Here is a 21,941-nt window from a genome sequence, read left to right as displayed (position 1 = left end):
GTCGGCGTGGTCGTCAGGCCACGCCCAGCTGCATCCGTACCCAGTCGATCAGGCCGGGGACCGCGCTCTCGATCTGTTCGCGGGTGGCCACGAAATCGTCGGTGCTGCCGTAATAGGGGTCGAACAGGGCGAGGTCACCGGCGGATACCGACGGGTCGAACGACCGCAGCAGTCGCGTCCGGTCGCCGAGCCGCTTGCGCTCGAGCTCCCGGACGTGGCCGTCGTCCATCGCCAGGAAGAGATCGGCGTCGAAGTGTTCGGGTCCGAGCAGCGCCGCCACGTGCGCGTCGGAGTAGCCGTGGGCGAGCAGTTCGGTGCGGGCACGGTTGTCGGCCGGCTCGCCGACGTGATAGCCGGTGATCCCGCAACTGCTGACGCGTACCTTGCCACCCAGCCCGGCGTCGTCCAGAGCGTTCCGGAAGATGTTCTGCGCCATCGGCGACCGGCAGATGTTGCCCGTGCACACGAAGCAGATGTGTAGTTCTTCAGCCACTGGTGTCTACCTCAGCTCGACGCGCCGGCGCGCTCGATGATCGAGGGCGCCGGTCACATACCCAGGACGTCGCGCAATTCGGCTGGAGACTCAACCGTCCAAGCGGCGTCCTGTTCCTCCCCGTGCAGAGAGTAACCCCATCTGACCAGGATCGCTGAGATGCCGAAGGCCGCGGCGCCGTGCACGTCGTGACTGCGATCGCCGATCATCACGACCGGCGCGGTGACGTGGCCGGTGTCGGCGTCGACGGGAAGCCCCAGTTCGGCGACCGCGTGGGCGATGACGTCGGCCTTGTGGCGACGCGTGCCGTCGTCGCTGGCGCCGGCGATGTACTTGAAGTGGTCGGTGAGACCGAAGTGCTCGAGGATCCGGTGGGCGGTGGTCTGGTTCTTCGACGTCGCGACCGCCATCGTGCGCCCCGACGCCGACAGGTCGGCCAGGACGTCGGGCATCCCGTCGTAGACCGCGTTCTCCCGCCAGCCGATCTCGGTGTAGCGCTCCCGGTAGGCGCGCATCGCCTCTTCCGCGACCTCGGGGGCGAGCCCCAGGCCGTTGAGGGTGTCGATCATCGGCGGCCCGACGATGCCCGCGACGACCTGCGGATCGGGCTCGGGCGCGTCGACGGCGGCGAGGGCGTGCCGGAAGCTGTTGGCGATACCCGCGAAGCTGTCGGTGATCGTGCCGTCGAGGTCGAAGAGCAGCACGGTGTCAGGATGGCGGGGATCTGGCGGCGTCAACACGCGTCCATCGTGCACGTAAGGTCAATAGACATGACAGCTGGGTCTGGCGTCGCATCCACATCCGACCTGTCCGATCCGGATCGGCACGGCGATCAGGACGCGGCACCCGGGCTCATCGATTTCGCCGTCAATGTCCGTGGCACTCCACCGCCTTTCGTCCTCGACGCCATCACGCGCGGTCTCGGAGACCTGGCCCGGTATCCCGGCCGCGACGACGAGCGGCGCGCGGTCGACGCCATCGCCGCCACCCACGGTCGCTCGCCCGACGACGTGCTGCTGCTGTCCGGCGCGGCCGACGGTTTCGAGATGCTCCCGCGCCTCGGCGCGCGCCATGCCGCGCTGATCCAGCCGTCGTTCACCGAACCGGAGATCGCACTGCGTGCCGCGGGCGTGCCCATCACGCAGGTTCCGCTCGACGAGCCGTGGCGTCTGTCCGGGGCGCAAGTGCCCGACACCGCCGACCTGGTGATCCTGGGCAACCCCACCAACCCGACGTCGGTGCTGCACCCGCGGGAGTCGATCGACGCGCTGCGGCGACCGGGACGCATCATCGTCGTCGACGAGGCCTTCGCCGACCTCACCCTCGGGGCCGACGATGAACTCGAGCCGCAGTCGCTGGCATCGTCGGACTGGCCGGACCTCATCGTGATCCGCAGCGTGACAAAGACTTTCGGGCTAGCCGGGCTCCGGGCCGGATACCTTGTCGCGGCGCCGGAGATCCTCGCACGACTGCGTGCGGGGCGTCGTCCCTGGGCGCTGTCCACACCCGCGCTGGCCGCCCTGACCGCCTGCCTCGGCGACGAGGGACACCGCTACTGCGCCGAGCAGGCCCGACGGGTCGCGGCCGAGCGCGCCGAGATGGTCGACGAACTGACGCGGATCGGTCTAGTAGTCGTGGCGGAGCCGGCCGCGCCATTCGTCCTCGTCGAGGTACCGCGCGCCACCGAGGTGAAGAAGCGCCTTGTCGACCGCGGGTTCGCGGTGCGCAGTTGTGCCAACTTCGTCGGACTCGGCGACGAGCATCTGCGGCTCGCGGTACGTCCGGTCGAGCAGGTCCGCGCGCTGACCGCGGCCATCGAGCAGGTACGAGAGGAGATGAGGGATGGGAACCGGATCGACGTCTGAGGAGATCACCGTCGGGGACGTGGTCGACGCCGTCGAGCGTGCGTATCCGCCGGCGCTCGCCGAGTCCTGGGACGCCGTGGGGCTCGTGTGCGGCGACCGTTCCGAGCCGGTGCGTCGAGTCCTGGCGTGCGTCGACGTGACCGATGCCGTCGTCGACTCGGCCGTCGCCGGGAAAGCGGACCTGGTGATCGCCCATCACCCGCTGCTGATGCGCGGCGTCACGTCGGTGGCCGCCGAGACCCCGAAGGGGCGCATCGTGCACCGCCTGATCCGCAACGGCATCGCGCTGTTGTCGGCCCACACCAACGCCGACAGTGCGCGGCCGGGTGTGTCCGACGCTCTCGCCGACCTGCTCGGCGTCGTCGACACCGTGCCCATCGAACCGAAAGCGGCTGCACCACTGGACAAGTGGGTGGTGATGGTGCCCGAGGGAAACGTCGAACAGGTCAGTGAGGCGATGTTCGCCGCCGGCGCCGGCGCCATCGGCGACTACCGCGACTGCTCGTGGACGGTGGTGGGCACCGGCCAGTTCGAGGCGCAGGAAGATGCATCGCCGACGATCGGGGAGATCGGCACCCGCACCCACGTCGACGAGGCGCGGGTCGAGATGGTCGCGAACCGGTCGATCCGCGGTGCGGTGCTCCGGGCGCTGCGCAACGCCCACCCGTACGAGGAACCGGCATTCGACGTCTTCGAACTCGCCGACCTCGGCAGCGGCGTGGGTCTGGGCCGGGTCGGTTCGCTGCCCGAGCCGATGACACTGCGTGATTTCACCGGGGTCGTCGCCCGCGCACTGGGCGCACCGTCGGGAATCCGGGCGGCCGGCGATCCGGATGCGCTGGTGCGCACGGTCGCGGTCTGCGGTGGGGCGGGCGACTCGCTGCTCGGGCGTGTGCGCGGGCTCGACGTGGACGTCTATGTGACCGGCGATCTACGCCACCATCCCGCCGACGAGAGTCTGCGCGACGGCGGGCCGGCACTCGTCGACGCCGGACATTGGGCCACCGAGTTCCCCTGGTGCGCGCAAGTTGCGGAGCTGGTCCGCACCGAATGCGACGTGCCGGTGGTGGTGTACGACACGCCGACCGACCCGTTCGGGCTGCACAGCTTCGGGTGAGTGGTGCAGGACTTCCTGACAAAGACCATCCGCCCGCCGGAACGCCGGGACCAGCCGCGTACGGTAGGGGGACTTCAGAACTTCAGAGAGAGGAGGCCGCAATGAAAGTCGACGCCGGAGTGCAGCGACTGTTGCTCGATCTCGCGGACTCCGATGCCGAGATCAACCGACTCGAGCATCGCCGCAAGAACTTGCCCGAGAACGCCGAGATCGCCGAGCAGGAGAAGGCGATCGACGCTGCCCGTGACGATCTGGTGCGCGCGGAGATCTCCGCCGAGGACCTGGGCCGCGAATACCGCCGCATCGAGTCCGAGGTGACCGGGATGGCCAACCGCGAGGCCAAGGACTCCAAGCAGCTCGCCGCCGGTGGGTTGGCGCCCAAGGCATTGTCGGAGCTGCAGCACGAACTCGCCGGACTCGGACGCCGTCGCGCGGCCTTCGAGGAGGAGATGCTGACCCTCATGGAGCAGCAGGAGGCCGTCGAAGCCGAGCGCGATCGCGCCGCCGCGACGATTTCGCACCTCGAGGAGAAGATTGCCGACACCCGGGTCCGCCGGGATCAGTCGCTCGCCTCCATCGAAGAGGACCTGACGCGCGCCCACGAGAAGCGGGACACGCTGGCCGCGGAGATCGACGCCGACCTGCTGGCCGTCTATGACAAGCAGCGGGCCAACGGTCGCATCGGCGCAGGACTCCTGCGCGCACGACGCTGCGGTGCCTGTCGCATGGAACTCGACCGCGGCACCATCGCCTCGATCAGCGCGGCATTGTCCGATGAGGTCATCCGCTGCGAGGAATGCGGCGCGATCCTCGTGCGGACCGCCGAATCGGGGATCTGACACCCGTGGGCGAGAAGTCCCCGTCCTGGCAGGGGCAGCGGAGTTCACCGACCCGGTTCATCCTGCTGCGCCACGGCCAGACGGCGCTGTCGGTGGATCGCCGGTACTCCGGGCGCGGCAATCCCGCGCTGACCGCGGAGGGGGTGCGCCAGGCCCGCGCGGCGGCCCAACGGGTTCAGCGCGAGGAGGGCATCTCGGCGATTGTGACCTCACCGCTGAGCCGCGCCCGCGCCACCGCCGAGGAGGTCGCCGCGGTGACCGGGGTCGACGTCGTCGAACATCCCGGACTCATTGAGAACGACTTCGGCGAGTGGGAGGGCCTGACCTTCCTCGAAGCGTCCGAACGGCATCCGGAGATCCATCGCGAATGGCTGTCGGACATCACCGTGCCCGCGCCGGGCGGTGAGAGCTTCGCTCAGGTCGCCGAGCGCGTCGCAGAGACGAAAGACGATCTGCTGCAGCGGTATCCGGGGCAGACGGTCGTGATCGTCTCGCACGTCACCCCGATCAAGCTGATGTTGCGTGAGGCGCTGGGTGTCGGTCCGGAGCTGCTGTTCCGTCTCCACCTCGACCTCGCGTCGGTGTCGATCGCCGAGTTCTTCCCCGACGGCGGTTCCGTTGTGCGTCTGGTCAACGACGCCGCGCACTGGCACTGACGGCTGCACATCGAATTACGACCCTGCCGTATCCTGGGTTCCGCGAACGAGTCGGCCGGGCGGCCGCGGTGAGCGGAACGGGCGGGAGACCGTCACGCCGCGCACCGAGGAAAGTCCGGACTCCACAGAGCAGGGTGGTTGCTAACGGCAACCCGGGGTGACCCGCGGGACAGTGCCACAGAGAACAGACCGCCGGCCGTCAGGCCGGTAAGGGTGAAACGGTGCGGTAAGAGCGCACCAGCGGCGCGGGTGACCGCGTCGGCTCGGTAAACCCCACCCGGAGCAAGGCCGAAGCATGCACCTCGCGGTGCGTGTGCGCGGGCGTTACGAGGGCTGCTCGCCCCAGCCCGCGGGTGGGCCGCTCGAGGTACCCGGCGACGGTGTGCCCAGATGGATGGTCGCCGCCCGCGACGGTCGAGAGACCACGCGGGTACAGGATCCGGCTTACGTGCCGACTCGTTCGCCCTCGGCCCGCGCGCTCCGGTTTCGACCGCGCTCACGCGCGCTAGGGTTCGAGACGTGACTCGCTTCCTCTTCGCCCCCGACATCGACTTCGCCGGTATCCGCGATCAGCTCGGGGTGGACGAGTCCTATGGCGACGACGCGCTCGCCGAGGCCCGCGACGCCGTCGACCGATTCGCGGATGCGCGTGAGGACCATACCGACGTCCCGTTCGTCACCATCGACCCGCCGACGTCGCGCGATCTCGACCAGGCCGTCCACCTCGCCACCGACGGTGACGGCTTCGTCGTCGACTACGCCATCGCCGACGTCGCGGCCCTGGTGATCCCCGAGGGCGCACTCGATCAGGAGAGCCGACGCCGCGGGACCACCGTGTACTTCCCGGACGGTTCGGTGCCGCTGCATCCGCGGGAACTGTCCGAGGGCAGCGGATCGCTTCTGCCCGAACAGGTTCGGCCGTGCGTGCTCTGGACGATCCGAGTCGCGGGGGACGGGACGGTCACCGACGTCCGGGTGCGGCGAGCGCGGATTCGATCCGTGGCCCGCTTCGACTACGCGGGGGTCAGCGCCGACGCCGAGGCCGGACGCCTCCACCCGTCGATCGCGGCGCTGCCGGCTTTCGGTGAGCTGCGGCAGAACGTGGCGATGGACCGCGGGGCCGTCGAACTCGATCTGCCGGACCAGCAGGTGTTCCGTACGGAGGCGGGCTGGCGGCTCGATCTCGAACCCCACACCCCGGCCGACATGTGGAACTCCCAGCTCTCGCTGCTGGCCGGGATGTGCGCGGGCACGATCATGGCCGACGCGGGCATCGGACTGTTGCGGACGCTACCGCCCGCCGATCCCGAGGCGGTCGAGGATCTGCGCGCCGCCGCGATGGCGCTCGGCGTCGAATGGCCCGAGGGCATGGCGGTGGGTCGATTCCTGGCTGGCCTGCCCGGCGACAGGCCGAGCACGCTCGCCATCCAGTCGGCAGCGAGCGGACTCATGCGGGGCGCCAACTATCTCGCGCTCGACGGCTCGGACGAGGCGCGTGCCATTCCGCACGACAAGAAGCAGCACGCCGCCATCGCCGGTCTCTACGCCCACGTCACCGCGCCGCTGCGTCGACTCGGCGACCGGTTCGCCACCGAGGTCTGCCTCGCGGTCACCGCGGGTGAGGAGGTACCCGAGTGGGTGATTCGAGCCCTGCCGACACTGCCGAAGATCCTCCGCTCCGCCGACACGCTGGGTGCCACCGCCGACCGCGCGAGCATCGACCTCGCCGAGGCCGTCATCCTCGGCGACCGCGTCGGTGAGCGCTTCGACGCCGTCGTCATGTCCGCCGCCACCGAACGCAAGCCCGCCCAGATCTTCATCGCCGACCCGCCGGTCATCGCGGGGTGCGAGGGCGAACTCCGACCGGGCACCAGACTCGACGTCGAGTTGGTGACCGCCGACGAGATGACGCGGAAGGTCGGGTTCCGGCCCGTGTAGGGCGCTTCTCCCGCGGGAGCGTTCACCGCGCGCGTGACCGTTTCCCTCCCGCGGGTGCTAGCCAATAAGCGGGAAGTAATCAGTCCCGCGGGAGAAAAATGCTTGCGCGGGAGGTGATCTCACCAGGCCTTCGTGGCTCGTCGCTTTCGCTCCTCGCACCTCAGGCAGCGGGGGCGGGGCGGGTCAGAGGTCCTTGGCGGCCTTGCGGTACTCGGCGACGGCGCGGTAGGCGTCGGCTTCGAGGCGGGCGTCGAGTCGGCCGACGATGAACATGTCGGCGGCGGCGAGCTTTTCGTCGGCGACGATCGCGGCAAGGTGCGCGCGGTTGATGCGGATGTCGTTGAAGTCGCCGAGGGCGGACTGGATCTTCTTGGCGACCGCGCCGATTTCGCGGTACTTCTTCTTGTTCAACGGCTCGGCCGCATCGATGCTGTAGCGCAACCGCTTTGCGCGTTTGCGGATCTTGTGGAGCTGTTCCTGCCACTCGACCGAACCCTCGGTGAGGTCGGCGAGATCGGCCTGGGCTTTGCGGATGTGCTTGCGGCTCTTTGCGATCGCCTGATCGACGACGGCGGTTGCGGGGAGTTCGGCGTCAGGTCCGGGTGGGGGAGAGGCGAGCAGGGCGTCGATGGAGTCGAGAAGGGTGAAGTAGCGCTTCGACGACATCGCGGCGTGCGCGGCGCGGATCGCCCGGTCATGGTTGCGGGTCTCGGCGCCGGCCAGGGCGGCGAGCAGTTCCGGGGAGGCGTTCTCCCCGCGGAGCAGGGACTGGTCGAGTTCGAGTTGCACCTCGGAATCGCGTGCGTCGCCGAGGATTCGGGCGAGCAGCTTGAGTTCGGCGCCGATGTGATCGGTGCGCTCGGCGTCGAGCACCGTGGGGTAGCCCGACAGCACGCTGCGCAGCCGGCGGCACGACACCCGCATCTGGTGCACGGCATCCTCGGCATCCTCACGCACGAGCGGGTCGTAGGCGATCAGGCTGTTGCGGTGCAACGCGATGTCGGTGATGACGAGCTCGAGTGCGGTGGGGCGCTTGGAGAGTCGCGGCTTGTGGACGGTCGGGGTCGAGCCGATGGCACGCGCCAGCTTCGACGCACTCGACGCCGATCGGCCGCCGCCCGCGCGCAGGGCCTTGTCCGCGGCCTTGAGCAACTTGGTGGTGCCGCCGGACAGGAGTTCGAATTCCCACTCCGCCCACTGCTGGGAGTGTCCGCCCGGCAGCAGGGACTGCGCGGTGACGAGGTCCTCGGCGAGTTCGGCGAGCGGCTCGTCGTCGACGCCGAGCAGACGCGTCACCGTGCGCGTGGTGGAGATGACGGCAACCGGGTCCAGCTTGCGACACCGGGTGATCGCGAGGACCGGCGTAACGAGGGCCTCGGGGATCTCTCCGTCGGCCCGCGCCTCGTCGAAGCCGACCTGGAGCTCTCGACGTGCGCCGGGGATATCGGTGGGGCGCTTGAGATGCCAGCCCTGATCGGTGCCACCGGTGCGGCGTCGCATGGTGATCTTGTTGCCGGCGAGGTCGAGGTTCTCGGTGTCGAAGTAGGTGGCGTCGAGCGAGAACGTCTCGGGTTCGGTCGCCGACACGACCCCGGGGAGCGCCCGCAGGTCCGGGGCCACATGGCCGGGGTCCACGTCGAACTTGAGTTCCACCTCGACCTGCTCGGATGCGGCCACCTTAACCTCCTGACGCCGACGACACGGTCCAGCTGACCCGAGTCTAGTGACCGCGGGGCCGGCGACTTCTCCTCATTCGGCGAAGCGGTCGGTCGCTTCGATGAGGTGGTGTTTGATGCCGGTCTCGAAGGAGGCGTGCCCGGCGTCGTCGACGATGCGGAGATCGGCGGCCGGCCAGGCGCGGTGGAGGTCCCACGCGCTGCGCATCGGGCAGACGACGTCGTAGCGGCCCTGGACGATGACACCGGGGATGTGCGCGATGGCGTCGATGTTGTCGAGTAGCTGCCCGTCGTCGAGAAAGCCGTGATTGACGAAGTAGTGGTTCTCGATCGACGCGAAGGCCAGATCGAAGCGAGCGGCCTCGTCCGGGTCGGACGGCGCCGACTCGTCGGGGCGGGGGAGCAGATAGCTGGTGGCCTGTTCCCAGCCGGTCCAGGCGCGCGCCGCAGCGCGGGCGACCTCGCGATCGTCGGAGGTCAGCAGCCGGTGATAGACGGCGACCAGGTCTCCGTCTCGCTCGTTCTCCGGGATCGGCTCGAGGTAGGTCTCCCAGATGTCGGGGAAGATGTGCGCGGCGCCGCCGTTGTAGTACCAGTCGATCTCGCTGCGGCGCAGCAGGAAGATGCCGCGCAGCACCAGTTCGGTGACGCGGTCGGGATGCGTCTGTGCATAGGCGAGGCCCAGCGTCGAACCCCAGGACCCGCCGAAGACCTGCCAGCGGTCGATGCCGAGATGGGTACGGAGCTTCTCCATGTCGGCGATGAGGTGAGGCGTGGTGTTGACGCTCAGGTCCGCGCCGTCGGTGATGTGCGGACGGGACTGTCCGCAGCCTCGCTGATCGAACAGCACGATCCGATACTTCGCGGGATCGAAGAAGCGTCGTTGCGCCGGCGATGTGCCACCACCCGGCCCGCCGTGCACGAAGACCACGGGCTTGCCGTCGGGATGCCCCGACGTCTCCCAATAGATCTGCTGGCCGTCACCCACATCGAGGTGACCGGACTCGTAGGGCTCGATCTCCGGGTAGAAGTCACGCATGGTCATCGAGCCTAGGCGCAACCGGGATTCCGTAGAAGTTGTGGGGATATGGCGTCCACAACTTCTACGGATCGCCGGTCAGTAGCTGTGCTCGGGGCCGGGGAAGACGCTGCGACGGACCTCGTCGGCGTACTGCTCGGCGGCCGAACGCAATTCGGAGCCCACGTCGGCGAAGCGCTTGACGAACTTCGCGGTCTTGCCGTGGGTGAGGCCGGCCATGTCCTGCCAGACCAGCACCTGGGCGTCGGTCTCGTTGCCGGCACCGATGCCGACGGTCGGGATCGTCAGCTTGCGGGTGATCTGACCGGCCAGCTCGGCGGGGACCATCTCCATGACGACCGAGAAGGCGCCGGCCTCCTGGACCGCGATGGCGTCGGCGATGAGCTGGTCGGCGCCGTCACCACGACCCTGGACGCGGAAGCCGCCGAGGCCGTTGACGCTCTGCGGGGTGAACCCGATGTGCGCCATGACCGGGATGCCGGCGGCGGTGAGGGCCGCGATCTGCGGGGCGACGCGCTCGCCGCCTTCGAGCTTGACCGTATGTGCGCCGGTCTCCTTGAAGATCCGGAAGGCGTTCTCGAGGGCGTGCTGCGGCCCGATCTCGTAGCTGCCGAAGGGCATGTCGGCGACGACGAGAGCGTGCGGGGCACCGCGGACCACGGCGCGGATCAGCGGGATCATCTCGTCGACGCTCACCGGGATGGTGGTGTCGTAGCCGAGGACGACGTTGGCCGCCGAATCGCCGACGAGCAGCACGGGGATCTCGGCGGCATCGAAGATGCGCGCGGTCGAGTAGTCGTAGGCGGTGAGCATCGGCCACTTCTCGCCCTCGGACTTCATCTGGGCGAGGTGGTGGATGCGGGTCACACGACGCTTGGGGGCGTCGGTGGCAGCGGTGGAGGTGGATGCACCATAAACCGAGGATTCGGACATCGTTGTCTCTTTTCTGCCTCGAGTCCCGGCTGGCCCGAATGGGCGCGGCGGGTACCCGGGTTGAACACGGACAAGCGCCATTGTGTCACCGCAGATATCCCGTGTGACCGGCCCCGGTTATGCAATTGGTCACACCGATCCGGGCGTGGAATCGGCCGGATCCGCAACGGGTGCCGGGCGGTGTTCGCATCCTGGCTGCTCCGGGCCTTCTCATCTCGACAATTCTGCGTCCCATATGATGGGACGGCCTCGGTAAACCCGCAGGACAGCGAGTTGGTGTCGCGCGTGTAACACGGATTTAACAGCCGACTTCTAATGTCGGCGACCATGGATCGCCAAAAGGAATTCGTGCTGCGGACCCTCGAAGAGCGCGACATCCGTTTCGTTCGACTGTGGTTCACCGACGTACTCGGTTATCTGAAGTCCGTGGCGATCGCGCCGGCCGAACTCGAGGGTGCCTTCTCCGAGGGCATCGGCTTCGACGGCTCGGCCATCGAGGGCTTCTCTCGTGTGTCGGAGGCGGACACCGTCGCCAAGCCCGATCCGTCGACCTTCCAGATCCTGCCGTGGACCACCTCGGCCGGCCGCCACCACTCGGCCCGCATGTTCTGCGACATCGCGATGCCCGACGGCACCCCGAGCTGGGCCGATTCGCGCCACGTGCTGCGTCGCCAGCTCAACAAGGCCGCCGACCTCGGCTTCAGCTGCTATGTGCACCCCGAGATCGAGTTCTTCCTCCTCAAGGACTCGCCGCTCGACGGTTCGGTCCCGACCCCGGCCGACACCGGCGGCTACTTCGACCAGGCCGTCCACGACGCCGCGCCCAACTTCCGTCGCCACGCCATCGAGGCCCTCGAGTCGATGGGCATCTCGGTCGAGTTCTCCCACCACGAGGGCGCACCGGGCCAGCAGGAGATCGACCTCCGCTACGCCGACGCACTGTCGATGGCCGACAACGTCATGACCTTCCGCTACCTCATCAAGGAGGTGGCGATCAACGAGGGCGTGTGGGCGACCTTCATGCCGAAGCCGTTCAGCGAGCATCCCGGTTCGGCGATGCACACCCACATGAGCCTGTTCGAGGGCGACATCAACGCCTTCCACAACCCCGACGACCCGATGCAGCTGTCGGCCACCGGCAAGAAGTTCATCGCCGGCATCCTGCACCACGCGTCGGAGATCAGCGCCGTCACCAACCAGTGGGTCAACAGCTACAAGCGCCTCATCCACGGTGGTGAGGCCCCGACCGCCGCGACCTGGGGTGGCGCCAACCGGTCCGCGCTCATCCGGCTGCCGCTGTACACGCCCAACAAGGCGTCGTCGCGTCGCATCGAGGTGCGCAGCCCGGACTCGGCCTGCAACCCGTACCTGACCTTCGCGGTCCTGCTGGCCGCCGGCCTGAAGGGCATCGAGGAGGGCTACGAGCTCCCCGACGAGGCGGAGGACGATGTCTGGGCCCTCACCACGGCCGAGCGTCGGGCGATGGGGTACCAGGAATTGCCCGGCAGCCTGGCGGACGCGCTCACCAAGATGGAGAACTCGGAGCTGGTCGCGGAAGCCCTCGGCGAGCACGTCTTCGACTACTTCCTGCGCAACAAGTGGAGCGAGTGGACGGGGTACCGCAGCATGGTCACCCCCTACGAGCTGAAGAACTACCTGCCGCTGTAAGGGGCTGGGTCCGGTTGTTCGGGACCGCGATGTCGTCTTCGGTGGTCGGGCCGCTATTTTTGTGATGTGACACGACGACCGGGACGCAGCGCGGTACCCAGTGCAGGACGGTTGGGTCTGCTCGACACATCCGCGCCGCAGAATCTCGCCGAACTCGGCTGGAACACGCCCGAGTCGGTCGACGTGCTGTGGGCGCTGTCGCGGGCGCCCGACGCCGACCTCGCTCTCCGCACACTCGTCCGCCTGCGCGGAGCCGTCGAGGACGAGTGGTCCGAGATCGACGCGACGCTGCGCACGAACAAGTCGTTTCGCGGGCGTCTGTTCGGTGTCATCGGCTCGTCCGACGCCCTGGCCGACCATCTCGTCGCCGAGCCGTCGACGTGGCGTCTGCTGCTCGCCGACGAGTTGCCCGACCGCGACGAGGTCGACCGCCGGATGCTCGAATCCGCCGGCGCCGAAGCCGTGCCGGGCGAGGTCGAGAAGGGCAACCGTGTCTACCGCGCCAAGCTCACCGGACCGAAGTCTGTCGTCGCGCTCCGTCTGGCGTACCGCAACCTGATCCTGCAGCTGGCCGCGCACGACGTCGCCTCCACGGTCGAGGACGAACCGGTGATGTGGCTCCCCGAGGTCGGCGCCTACCTGTCCGACCTCGCCGACGCCGCGCTGACCGCGGCGCTCGCCGTCGCCTTCACCGAGGTGTGCGGCGACGATCCGATCCCGGTCCGTATCGCCGTCATCGCGATGGGTAAATGCGGTGCGCGCGAACTGAACTACGTGAGCGACGTGGACGTCATCTTCGTCAGCGATCCGGCCGACGGTGTCGCCTCCCGGATCGCCGGCGAGATGATGCGGATCGGTTCGCTGGCCTTCTTCGAGGTCGACGCCGCGCTGCGCCCGGAGGGCAAGTCGGGCGCACTGACCCGCACGCTGGATTCCCATGTGGCGTACTACGAGCGGTGGGCCAAGACCTGGGAGTTCCAGGCGCTGCTGAAGTCCCGTGCGATGACCGGCGACATGGAACTGGCGAACGAGTACATCGCGGCGGTCAAGCCGATGGTGTGGAAGGCCGCCGAGCGTCCCGACTTCGTGCCCGAGGTGCAGAAGATGCGGCGCCGCGTCGAATCGCTGGTCCCGGAGGGGGAGCGCGACCGCAATCTCAAACTGGGACAGGGAAGTCTGCGCGACGTCGAGTTCGCGGTCCAGCTGCTGCAGATGGTCCACGGCCGCGTCGACGAGGAACTCCGGGTGATGCCGACGGTCGATGCCCTGGCGGCGCTGACCGCGGGTGGTTACGTCGGACGCGACGACGGCGCGAATCTCAGTGCGTCGTATCAGTTCCTGCGACTGCTCGAACATCGGCTGCAGCTGCAGAGGATGAAGCGGACGCACCTGCTGCCGAAGCCCGACGACACCGAGGGGCTGCGCTGGCTGGCGCGGGCGGCCCACATCCGTCGTGAGGGTGAGCTCGACGCGACCGGAGTGCTGCGCGAACAGATCCGGCATCAGACCCTCCGTGTCCGGCGGCTGCACCAGAAGCTGTTCTACCGTCCGCTGCTCGAGGCGGTCACCCGTTTCAAGCCCGACGAGCTGACGCTGAGTGACGAGTCGGCCGAGAGGCGCCTGGCCGCACTGGGGTACGCCATGCCCGACCGCGCGCTCAGTCACATCCGGGCGTTGTCGAACGCCCCCGGGCGCCGCGGTCAGATCCAGCTGCTGATCCTCCCGCAGTTGCTCGAACACATCGGTGACACACCGGATCCCGACGCCGGTCTGCTCAACTACCGCCGGTTGTGCGAGGCACTCGAGGACAAGGACTGGTTCCTGCGACTGCTCCGCGACGACGGGGTGGTCGCCGAGCGCCTGATGAAGGTGCTCGGCACCTCGGAGTTCATCGCGAACATGCTCATGCGTTCGCCCGAGGTGATCCACCAGTACTCCGACGGTCCCGACGGGCCGAAACTGTGCGCCATCCGGCCCGAGGACGTGGCCAAGGGCCTCATCGCCTCGACCGTGCGTCAGGAGGACATGAAACGGGCTGTCGCCGTGGCTCGTTCGCACCGTCGTGCGGAGCTCGTCCGCGTCGCGTCGGCCGACGTGCTCGGTCTCATGGACGTTCCGACCGTGTGCAAGGCGCTGTCGAGCGTGTGGGCCGCGGTCCTCAACGCCGCGCTGACGGTGGCGATCAACATCTCCGAACGGGATCGCGGGAAGCCTGCTCCTGCACGCATCGCCGTGATCGGCATGGGCCGGCTCGGTGGTGGCGAGCTCGGGTACGGGTCGGACGCCGACGTGCTGTTCGTGTGCCAGCCCGACCGTGAGGCCGACGAATCCGAGGCCGTCCGGTGGTCGCAGACCATCGCCGAGACCGTCCGTTCGGCGCTCGGCAGCCCGAGCGCCGATCCGCCGCTCGAGGTCGACACCGGACTGCGTCCGGAGGGGCGCAACGGCCCGGTCGTGCGCACCCTGGCCGCCTATTCCGCGTACTACGCCCAGTGGGCGCAGCCGTGGGAGGTGCAGGCGCTGCTGCGTGCGCACCAGGTCGCCGGCGACGAGGCTCTCGGTATCGACTTCCTGCACATGATCGACCACGTGCGCTACCCGGTCGGCGGGGTCAGCAACGAGGCGGTCAAGGAGATCCGGCGCATCAAGGCCCGCGTCGACGCCGAGCGGCTGCCCCGTGGGGCCGATCCGGCCACACACACGAAGCTGGGCCGCGGCGGACTCGCCGACATCGAGTGGACGGTGCAGCTGCTGCAGCTGCGCTACGCCCACCGCTACCGCAGCCTCCACAACACCTCGACGCTGGAATCACTCGATGCGATCGGTGCCGCGGAGTTGTTGTCGGAGAACGACGTCGCGCTGCTCAAGAACGCCTGGATCACCGCGACCAAGGCGCGCAACGCGCTGGTCCTGGTGCGCGGAAAGCCGGTCGACCAGCTGCCGGGTCCGGGCAAGCAGTTGCGACAGATCGCCTATGCGGCAGGCTGGCCGGAGGACCAGGCCGCGGACTTCCTGGAGAACTACCTGCGGGTGACGCGCCGGGCGAAGGCCGTGGTGCTCAAGGTCTTCGGCGCATAGTCACGCTGCTGCCGTACGGGGGGGACAAGTGAAGAGATTTCTGTGGGTGTCGGCGTACATCCTCGGCTGGGCGATGCTGGCCGGGGTGGTGCTGGCGGTGTGGCTGCACTTCTATCCCTCGCGGGGGAACGTCGCGCTGTATCTGACGAGCGGAGTGGCCTTCGCACTCGTCCCAGCCCTTGTCGCGATCGCGATCTTCGCCGCGTTGCGCCGCTGGTTCATGCTGGCGATCGCGCTCGTCGCATCCGGTGTGCTGGCGTACACCCAGGTCCCGCTGGTGATCCCGGCAAGCTCCCCGCAGGGCGAGGAGTTCACCGTCGTGTCCGCCAATCTGCTCTTCGGCGGCGGTGACATCGGAGCGCTGGAGGAGATCGTGGCGGAGGCGGATCCCGACATGCTCTCCCTGCAGGAGGTGACTCCCGAAGCGCTGCAACGTATTCGCGGCAGCGAGATCGCACGTCTCCTGCCGAACGAGTTCGCCATCCCGTATTCGTACGCGGCGGGGACTGCGTTGTTCACCAAGGCAACCCTGTCGGATCGGTTCAACATCCCCGACACCGTCTTGCATAACCTGCAGGCGCGCACCGACCTGCCCGGTGCGCCCGGTACGCACGTGCTGGCCATTCACCCGGCCGCGCCGCTGTGGGGAGAGAAGGACGGCTGGTTCCACGACATGGGCATCCTGGCCGACCACTTCGCGAAACTGCCCGCGGGCAGGGTGATCGCGATCGGCGACTTCAACTCCACCTGGAATCACGCGACGTACCGCAAGCTGCTGACCAACGGGCTCGTCGACGGTACAGACGTGGCGGGCGCGGGTTTCCTGCCGACGTATCCGACGGACACGAGGATCGGCAACCGTCCGCTCGTCGCCATCGATCGGGTCATCCTGCGCGGATTCGTGGCCACGTCGATGGACAGCCACCACCTGCCAGGTTCCGATCACCGGGCGCTGGTGGTATCACTGATTGCATCATGAGCGCCAGCATCTCCGGTCCCGACACCACGGGCCCCAGCATTTCCCAACGCCTCCGCGAGGCGACCGCAGCCGCGCATCAGCGCGCCGAGACGGCTCCCTTCATCGATGACCTGATGTCGGGCCGTCTCGACAGCGGCGAGTACCAGAGACTGGCTGTGCAGCTGTACTTCATCTACGAGGCCCTCGAAGCCGTCGGCGACGACCTGGCCGACGATCCGATCGCCGGAGCTGTGATCGACGACAAGCTGCGTCGACTCCCGAGGCTCGGTGCCGATCTGGCGTCGTTCGGCGTCGACCCGAGTTCGTCTGCACCGCTGCCGGCCGTCGCGCGGTACGTCGAGGCCATCGAGGCCACGCGAGATGACCCGGCTCGCTATGTGGCACACCACTACACGCGATACCTGGGCGACCTGAGCGGGGGACAGATCGTGGCCCATCGCATGCGTGAGCACTACGGCGTCGACTCTTCGGCGCTGAGTTTCTACACCTTCGACGAGATCGAGAAACTCAAGCGCTACAAGGATTCCTATCGCGCTCGGCTCGACGCCCTACCGCTCGACGCCGACGCCGTGAAACGGCTCGTCGACGAAGCGATCGCTGCATTCGGCCACAATCAGGCCGTCTTCGGCGACCTCGACTCGGCCAGCGCCGCCTGAGCGCGGCGATACCTGTGGGGTTCAGTTCACCTGGAGCTTGACGGTGCGGTCCAGCACGACCTCGTGGAGGCCGTCGTTGCCCTTGACCAGTTCGATGCGCAACTGATTGTTGTCGAGTCGGCTGGTGGTGCGAACCACGCGCGGTGTGCCCTCGAGGCTGATGCGGTCACCGGGGACAAGGTCTTCGACATACACATCTCTGGTCATGCGACCAAACTAAGGCCGTACCTTGTGGTTTGGCAGAGTAAGAAGTCACATTTGTGCGGTAGATCACATCACCGTCTGTTCAGGTCCTCGCAATGAGACGTTCGACTCCGTCGAGTATCACCGTCAGCCCGAAATCCAGTTCCGCAGAAAAGAAGTCGTCGGAGTTCTGCATCGAGGGGTCGGCGAACGCCGCGGCGAGATGCGGAAGTACCTCGGGGCGGGCGTACTCGGTCACCAGTCGCTCGTAGGAGTTCTCGACGGCCCCGGTGGGGGTCGGAGAGCCGAGCATGCCCATCTGGCTCGCCTGGCGCACGTGGTGGCGGACGAAGCCGTCGACGACGAGCAGCGCGCTGAGCTTCTGCTGCCCGGTCAGTCCGGTGTCCTCGAAGGCGCGCACGCCGGCGTCGGACCATGACAGGACGTTGGGTCCGACCGGTGGTCGTCGTAGGGGGATGGTCGCCAGCCACGGTCGGCGGCGCGTGACGTCGGCGGCCGTCAGTGCCCACCCGGCGAGTCGCTCCCGCCAGGTTCCGGTGGCCGTCACGTCGGCGTCGAAGGGGCCGAAGCCGGTGTCGATCATGACCTCGAGCAGATCGTCCTTGCTGTCGACGTATCGGTACAGCGACATCGTCGTCAGACCCAGGCCGTTCGCGACCGCCTTCATCGACACCGCGTCGACGCCGTGTTCGTCGGCGATCTCGGCGGCCATCTCGCCGATGTCCCGGATGGTCAGGGTGGGGCGGGGGCCGCGCCGGGGCGCCGGGTCGTCGCGGCCCCACAGCAGGTCGAGATAGCGGGGGAACGGGCGTGCCGGTTCGGTCCCAGGGGTGAGGTCGCGGGGGTCGGGCATGGGCTCATCGTACTTTCTGCTTGTGGCATACACAGTTAGGACCTACGATCTGCGTGTTCCATAAACAGTCTATGAGGCACACAGAAAGCTGACGCTCATGCCGACTCGATCCCCATGGTTCGCCCTGATCGCACTCTGTCTACCGATGCTCATCGTCTCGATGGACGTCTCCGTCCTGTTCTTCGCGGTGCCCTACATCGCCGCCGACCTCGGGCCCACGCCCGAACAGCAACTCTGGATCTTCGACGTCTACGGATTCGTGCTGGCAGGTCTGTTGCTCACAATGGGATCGGTCGCCGACCGCGTCGGGCACCGGCGTCTGCTGATGATCGGCGCGACCGGCTTCGGTGTGGCGTCGCTGGTTGCGGCATTCGCGACGTCGGCGGGGTTGCTGATCGGTGCCCGGGCGCTGCTTGCAGTGGCGGGCGCGACCCTCATGCCGTCGACCCTCGCGATGATCCGCCACGTCTTCGACGACGCCGGGCAGCGTGCCAAGGCCATCGCGGCCTGGAATGCGGTACTCGCCGGCGGTGTCGCCGTCGGGCCGGTCATCAGCGGGCTGCTGCTCGAGCACTTCTGGTGGGGGTCGGTGTTCCTGATCAACGTTCCGATCATGGCCGCCCTGCTCGTCGCCGCACCGTTGCTGTTGCCCGGCGACACCGCCACCCCGTCGCGGCGCATCGACGTCCTCAGTGCGGCACTGGCACTGGCGGCCGTGTTGCCGGCGGTCGCGGCGATCAAGAACCTCGCCGCCGACGGCGTCACCCCGGGTCGTCTCGCGGTCCTCGGTGCCGGCGTGCTCGCGGGGGTGCTCTTCGTTCTCCGTCAGCGGCGGATCGACGAACCGATGGTCGACGTCGGGCTGCTCGCCGAGCGCCGGTTCGGCGGCTCGATGTGGTTGAACCTCATCTGTCTGTTCGCCCTCCTGGGCAACGCCATCCTGATGACGCAGTATCTGCAGTCGGTACTGGGGTACTCGCCGTTGCGCGCGGCCCTGTGGAGTCTGCTGCCGTCGGTCGCCGTGGCCGCGGTCGCACCGGCGGCGGCCGTGATCGCGCAACGGGTCGGGCGGCAGACGGTGATCGTCGCCGGTCTCGTGACGGGTGCGGCCGGGTTCAGCGTCCTCGCATCCTGCACGGGGACCGACTCGATCCTCCCGATCATGGTCGGGGCGTCGGTGCTGGCCGCGGGGATCGTCGCCACGACGTCGATGATCGCCGACTACGTCGTCGGTGTCGCCCCGGCCGAGCGGGCGGGTGCGACCTCGGGGTTGCTGGAGACCTCGAGCGAGTTCGGTGGCGCGCTCGGCATCGCGATCCTGGGCAGCGTCGTCAACGCGGTGTTCCGGACCTCGTTCCCCTCCGAGCTGGCCGAGGGGGAGGCTTCGCGAAGTCTCGCAGGTGCGGTCGCGGCGGTGCGGCACCTCCCCGGCGAGCAGGGTGCCGCGGTGCTCGACGCCGCCCGGCACGCCTTCGTCGACGGACTCGTCCTCGCGGCATGGACAGGTGCCGGCGTCCTCGTCGTCTCGGCTGCGCTGGCGGTGTGGATGCTCCGCGGCGAGGAGCATGCCGAAGCCCTCACAGACGACGAACGCCCCGTCCGCGAGAACGCGGACGGGGCGTCGTAGTCGAGTGCTGGGATCAGCAGTCGTAGTAGAGCGAGAACTCGTACGGGTGCGGACGGATCTGCACCGGCTCGATCTCGTTCTCACGCTTCAGCGCGATCCAGGTCTCGATGAGGTCCTCGGTGAACACGCCACCGGCGGTGAGGTATTCGTGATCCTCTTCGAGGCGGTCGATCACAGCGGCGAGCGAGGTCGGCGCCTGCGGGATCGACTTGGCCTCCTCCGGCGGGAGCTCGTAGAGGTCCTTGTCGACCGGCTCGTGCGGCTCGATCTTGTTCTTGATGCCGTCCAGGCCGGCCATCATCATGGCCGCGAACGCCAGGTACGGGTTGCCCGAGCTGTCCGGGCAACGGAACTCGAGGCGCTTGGCCTTCGGGTTGTTGCCGGTGATCGGGATACGCACACAGGCCGAACGGTTGCGCTGGCTGTAGACCAGGTTGATCGGGGCCTCGTAACCCGGGACCAGACGCTTGTAGGAGTTGACCGTCGGGTTGGTGAACGCCAGCAGCGACGGGGCGTGGTGCAGGATGCCGCCGATGTAGTAGCGAGCCAGATCCGACAGGCCTGCGTAGCCGGCCTCGTCGTGGAACAGCGGCTTGCCGTCCTTCCACAGCGACTGGTGGGCGTGCATGCCCGAGCCGTTGTCACCGAAGAGCGGCTTCGGCATGAAGGTGACCGACTTGCCGTTCTGCCACGCGGTGTTCTTGATGATGTACTTGAACAGCTGCACGTCATCGGCCGCGTGGAGCAGCGTGTTGAACTTGTAGTTGATCTCCGCCTGGCCCGCGGTGCCGACCTCGTGGTGGCCGCGCTCGAGCTCGAAGCCCGAGTTCTGCAGGTTGGTCGACATCTCGTCGCGCAGGTCGACGTAGTGGTCGTACGGAGCAACCGGGAAGTAACCACCCTTTGGGCGGACCTTGTAGCCCAGGTTGGGGCTGCCGTCGGGATCGCTCGGCGAGGCGGTGTTCCACCAGCCCGACTCCGACTCGATCTCGTAGAAGGTGCCGTTCATCTCCGAGCCGAAGGACACCGAGTCGAAGATGTAGAACTCGGCCTCTGCGCCGAAGAAGCAGGTGTCGGCGATGCCGGTCGAGGCCAGGTAGTCCTCGGCCTTGCGCGCGACGTTACGCGGGTCGCGGCTGTAGGCCTCGCGGGTGAACGGGTCGTGGACGAAGAAGCTGATGTTCATCGTCTTCGCCTTGCGGAAAGGATCGATCCGCGCGGTGGCCGGGTCGGGCAGCAGCATCATGTCCGACTCGTTGATCGACTGGAAGCCGCGCACCGACGAACCGTCGAATGCCAGACCGTCCTCGAACACGCTCTCGTCGAACGCCGAAGCGGGGATCGAGAAGTGCTGCATGACACCGGGCAGGTCGCAGAATCGGATGTCGACGTACTCGACACCTTCCTTCTTGATGCCCTCGAGTAGTTCTTCTTTACTGCTGTACACCGTGCGGTGACTCCTTCGTGATCGGGTGGTCAGTGGTACTGACACGCCACACACATCCGCCACCGAGAAACAGCAGCGGATCTCAGCGGCAACCGTATGGAGGCGAAGTTGCCCAGGCGTCAAGTCCGTGTTTCCCCCGTGTTACACACCCGGTGTTCTTGGCGACACACGGCTCATACCTCGGTGAACGCACTCGGCAGTTCCCACCCTAGCCCGCTGCGGCGACCGGGGAGGGAGGTAGGGGTAACGGCCCCGACTACGATGGACCCCAAGGAATGCCGTGGTCGTCGACGACGCGCCGCGGCCGCGAGAGGAGTCATCACGATGGGACGAGTAACCGGTTCCTGGCTGTCGGGACCGCAGATCGGTCCCGGCGACGGCGTCGACAACGATTTTCGCGGTCAGGACCTCGGCCTGCCCGCATCCGGACCCGGTTCGCTGGCCACCGGTTGGCCGCGCGTGGCCGGACTCCTCGTCGACTGGCTGATCGCCGGCGGTCTCGCCATCCTGTTCGTCGGATTCGAGTCCTCGGTCCTGGGCACCACCCAGCTCGGCATCTGGTTCGTGATGGGGATCTTCGCGGTCTCGCTGTTCGGTTTCACCCCCGGCCAGTTCGCGGTCGGCATGCGGGTTGCCCGTGTCGACTACGGCCCGGAGCGCAACGCTGCCGAGGCCGCCGGCACGGAGAGCCCGGCGTCGGTCGGCATCGTGCGGGCCTTCTTCCGCCAGCTGCTGATGGTGTTCCTCGTTCCGGCCCTGATCAACGACTACAACGGTCGCGCCCTGCACGACCGCGCGACCGGGACGGCGATTCTGCGGACCCGTTGAGCCGAATCCGGGAACACAACGAGAAACCCACGACCCGAGCGGGTC

General features: G+C 67.9%; 19 protein-coding genes and 1 other RNA gene. 12 read left to right on the top strand and 8 right to left on the bottom strand.

Features of this window, described 5'->3' with window-relative positions; all coding sequences use genetic code 11:
* Positions 1-13: 13 nt before the first annotated feature.
* On the bottom strand, positions 14-493 hold the full coding sequence (locus GONAM_RS16345; RefSeq protein ID WP_006867869.1) for a low molecular weight protein-tyrosine-phosphatase: 480 nt from the start codon (positions 491-493) through the stop codon (positions 14-16).
* Positions 494-546: 53 nt separating this feature from the next.
* A complete protein-coding gene (locus tag GONAM_RS16340) occupies positions 547-1,233 on the bottom strand; it encodes an HAD hydrolase-like protein (RefSeq protein ID WP_174310944.1) in 687 nt (228 codons plus the stop codon).
* A gap of 30 nt (positions 1,234-1,263) precedes the next feature.
* On the opposite strand from GONAM_RS16340, the gene cobC reads away from it, so the two are divergent.
* The 6 genes from cobC (at position 1,264) to GONAM_RS16315 (ending at position 6,908) form a co-directional block, all read left to right on the top strand.
* Positions 1,264-2,358, top strand: coding sequence for an Rv2231c family histidinol phosphate aminotransferase CobC (gene cobC, locus GONAM_RS16335; RefSeq protein WP_006867867.1), 1,095 nt, complete (start codon positions 1,264-1,266; stop codon positions 2,356-2,358).
* Positions 2,336-3,475 (top strand): Nif3-like dinuclear metal center hexameric protein, encoded by a 1,140-nt coding sequence (locus GONAM_RS16330; RefSeq protein ID WP_006867866.1) that lies wholly within the window; start codon positions 2,336-2,338, stop codon positions 3,473-3,475. Before cobC ends, GONAM_RS16330 begins: the two co-directional genes overlap by 23 nt.
* 101 nt (positions 3,476-3,576) lie before the next feature.
* Positions 3,577-4,314: a zinc ribbon domain-containing protein gene (locus tag GONAM_RS16325; protein WP_006867865.1), complete on the top strand. Its 738-nt coding sequence runs from the start codon at positions 3,577-3,579 to the stop codon at positions 4,312-4,314.
* A gap of 5 nt (positions 4,315-4,319) precedes the next feature.
* Positions 4,320-4,970, top strand: coding sequence for a histidine phosphatase family protein (locus GONAM_RS16320; protein ID WP_006867864.1), 651 nt, complete (start codon positions 4,320-4,322; stop codon positions 4,968-4,970).
* Positions 4,971-5,017: 47 nt separating this feature from the next.
* Positions 5,018-5,433: RNase P RNA component class A (rnpB, locus tag GONAM_RS22215), an RNA gene on the top strand.
* 56 nt (positions 5,434-5,489) lie between these two features.
* Positions 5,490-6,908 (top strand): RNB domain-containing ribonuclease, encoded by a 1,419-nt coding sequence (locus GONAM_RS16315; RefSeq protein ID WP_006867863.1) that lies wholly within the window; start codon positions 5,490-5,492, stop codon positions 6,906-6,908.
* 183 nt (positions 6,909-7,091) lie between these two features.
* On the opposite strand, the gene GONAM_RS16310 is transcribed toward GONAM_RS16315, so the two are convergent.
* The 3 genes from GONAM_RS16310 to panB all read right to left on the bottom strand — a co-directional run bounded on the left by GONAM_RS16310 (position 7,092) and on the right by panB (position 10,556).
* The gene (locus GONAM_RS16310; protein WP_006867862.1) at positions 7,092-8,585 is read right to left on the bottom strand and encodes a CYTH and CHAD domain-containing protein; all 1,494 of its coding nucleotides are present in this window, start codon (positions 8,583-8,585) and stop codon (positions 7,092-7,094) included.
* A gap of 72 nt (positions 8,586-8,657) precedes the next feature.
* A complete protein-coding gene (gene pip / locus GONAM_RS16305) occupies positions 8,658-9,623 on the bottom strand; it encodes a prolyl aminopeptidase (protein ID WP_040536744.1) in 966 nt (321 codons plus the stop codon).
* A 78-nt stretch (positions 9,624-9,701) separates the two neighbouring features.
* The gene (gene panB / locus GONAM_RS16300; protein ID WP_006867860.1) at positions 9,702-10,556 is read right to left on the bottom strand and encodes a 3-methyl-2-oxobutanoate hydroxymethyltransferase; all 855 of its coding nucleotides are present in this window, start codon (positions 10,554-10,556) and stop codon (positions 9,702-9,704) included.
* Between the two features lie 327 nt (positions 10,557-10,883).
* Here panB and glnA (GONAM_RS16295) point away from each other — a divergent pair, with 327 nt between their 5' ends.
* The 4 genes from glnA (GONAM_RS16295) (at position 10,884) to GONAM_RS16280 (ending at position 16,937) form a co-directional block, all read left to right on the top strand.
* Positions 10,884-12,224, top strand: a complete 1,341-nt coding sequence (gene glnA, locus GONAM_RS16295) for a type I glutamate--ammonia ligase (protein ID WP_040536757.1) — start codon at positions 10,884-10,886, stop codon at positions 12,222-12,224.
* Positions 12,225-12,290: 66 nt separating this feature from the next.
* Positions 12,291-15,302, top strand: a complete 3,012-nt coding sequence (locus GONAM_RS16290; RefSeq protein ID WP_083876441.1) for a bifunctional [glutamine synthetase] adenylyltransferase/[glutamine synthetase]-adenylyl-L-tyrosine phosphorylase — start codon at positions 12,291-12,293, stop codon at positions 15,300-15,302.
* Between the two features lie 28 nt (positions 15,303-15,330).
* Positions 15,331-16,281, top strand: coding sequence for an endonuclease/exonuclease/phosphatase family protein (locus tag GONAM_RS16285; protein WP_006867857.1), 951 nt, complete (start codon positions 15,331-15,333; stop codon positions 16,279-16,281).
* On the top strand, positions 16,278-16,937 hold the full coding sequence (locus GONAM_RS16280) for a biliverdin-producing heme oxygenase (RefSeq protein ID WP_083876440.1): 660 nt from the start codon (positions 16,278-16,280) through the stop codon (positions 16,935-16,937). The genes GONAM_RS16285 and GONAM_RS16280 overlap by 4 nt, the downstream gene beginning before the upstream one ends.
* 21 nt (positions 16,938-16,958) lie before the next feature.
* Here GONAM_RS16280 and GONAM_RS16275 read toward each other — a convergent pair whose 3' ends face one another.
* Complete coding sequence (locus GONAM_RS16275) at positions 16,959-17,144, bottom strand: hypothetical protein (protein WP_006867855.1); 186 nt, start codon at positions 17,142-17,144, stop codon at positions 16,959-16,961.
* Between the two features lie 79 nt (positions 17,145-17,223).
* Positions 17,224-17,994, bottom strand: coding sequence for a TetR/AcrR family transcriptional regulator (locus GONAM_RS16270; RefSeq protein WP_006867854.1), 771 nt, complete (start codon positions 17,992-17,994; stop codon positions 17,224-17,226).
* 97 nt (positions 17,995-18,091) lie between these two features.
* On the opposite strand from GONAM_RS16270, the gene GONAM_RS16265 reads away from it, so the two are divergent.
* Positions 18,092-19,621 carry an MFS transporter gene (locus GONAM_RS16265; protein WP_006867853.1) on the top strand — a complete coding sequence of 510 codons (1,530 nt, stop codon included), beginning with the start codon at positions 18,092-18,094 and terminating at the stop codon, positions 19,619-19,621.
* Positions 19,622-19,634: 13 nt separating this feature from the next.
* Here GONAM_RS16265 and glnA (GONAM_RS16260) read toward each other — a convergent pair whose 3' ends face one another.
* Positions 19,635-21,068 (bottom strand): type I glutamate--ammonia ligase, encoded by a 1,434-nt coding sequence (gene glnA, locus GONAM_RS16260; RefSeq protein WP_006867852.1) that lies wholly within the window; start codon positions 21,066-21,068, stop codon positions 19,635-19,637.
* A 324-nt stretch (positions 21,069-21,392) separates the two neighbouring features.
* Here glnA (GONAM_RS16260) and GONAM_RS16255 point away from each other — a divergent pair, with 324 nt between their 5' ends.
* Positions 21,393-21,896 carry an RDD family protein gene (locus GONAM_RS16255; protein ID WP_006867851.1) on the top strand — a complete coding sequence of 168 codons (504 nt, stop codon included), beginning with the start codon at positions 21,393-21,395 and terminating at the stop codon, positions 21,894-21,896.
* Positions 21,897-21,941 lie beyond the last annotated feature (45 nt).

Source organism: Gordonia namibiensis NBRC 108229, assembly GCF_000298235.1.
Classification (GTDB): Bacteria; Actinomycetota; Actinomycetes; order Mycobacteriales; family Mycobacteriaceae; genus Gordonia; species Gordonia namibiensis.
Note: the sequence above shows the minus strand (reverse complement) of the source record. Positions and strands in the feature narration are given on the sequence as shown.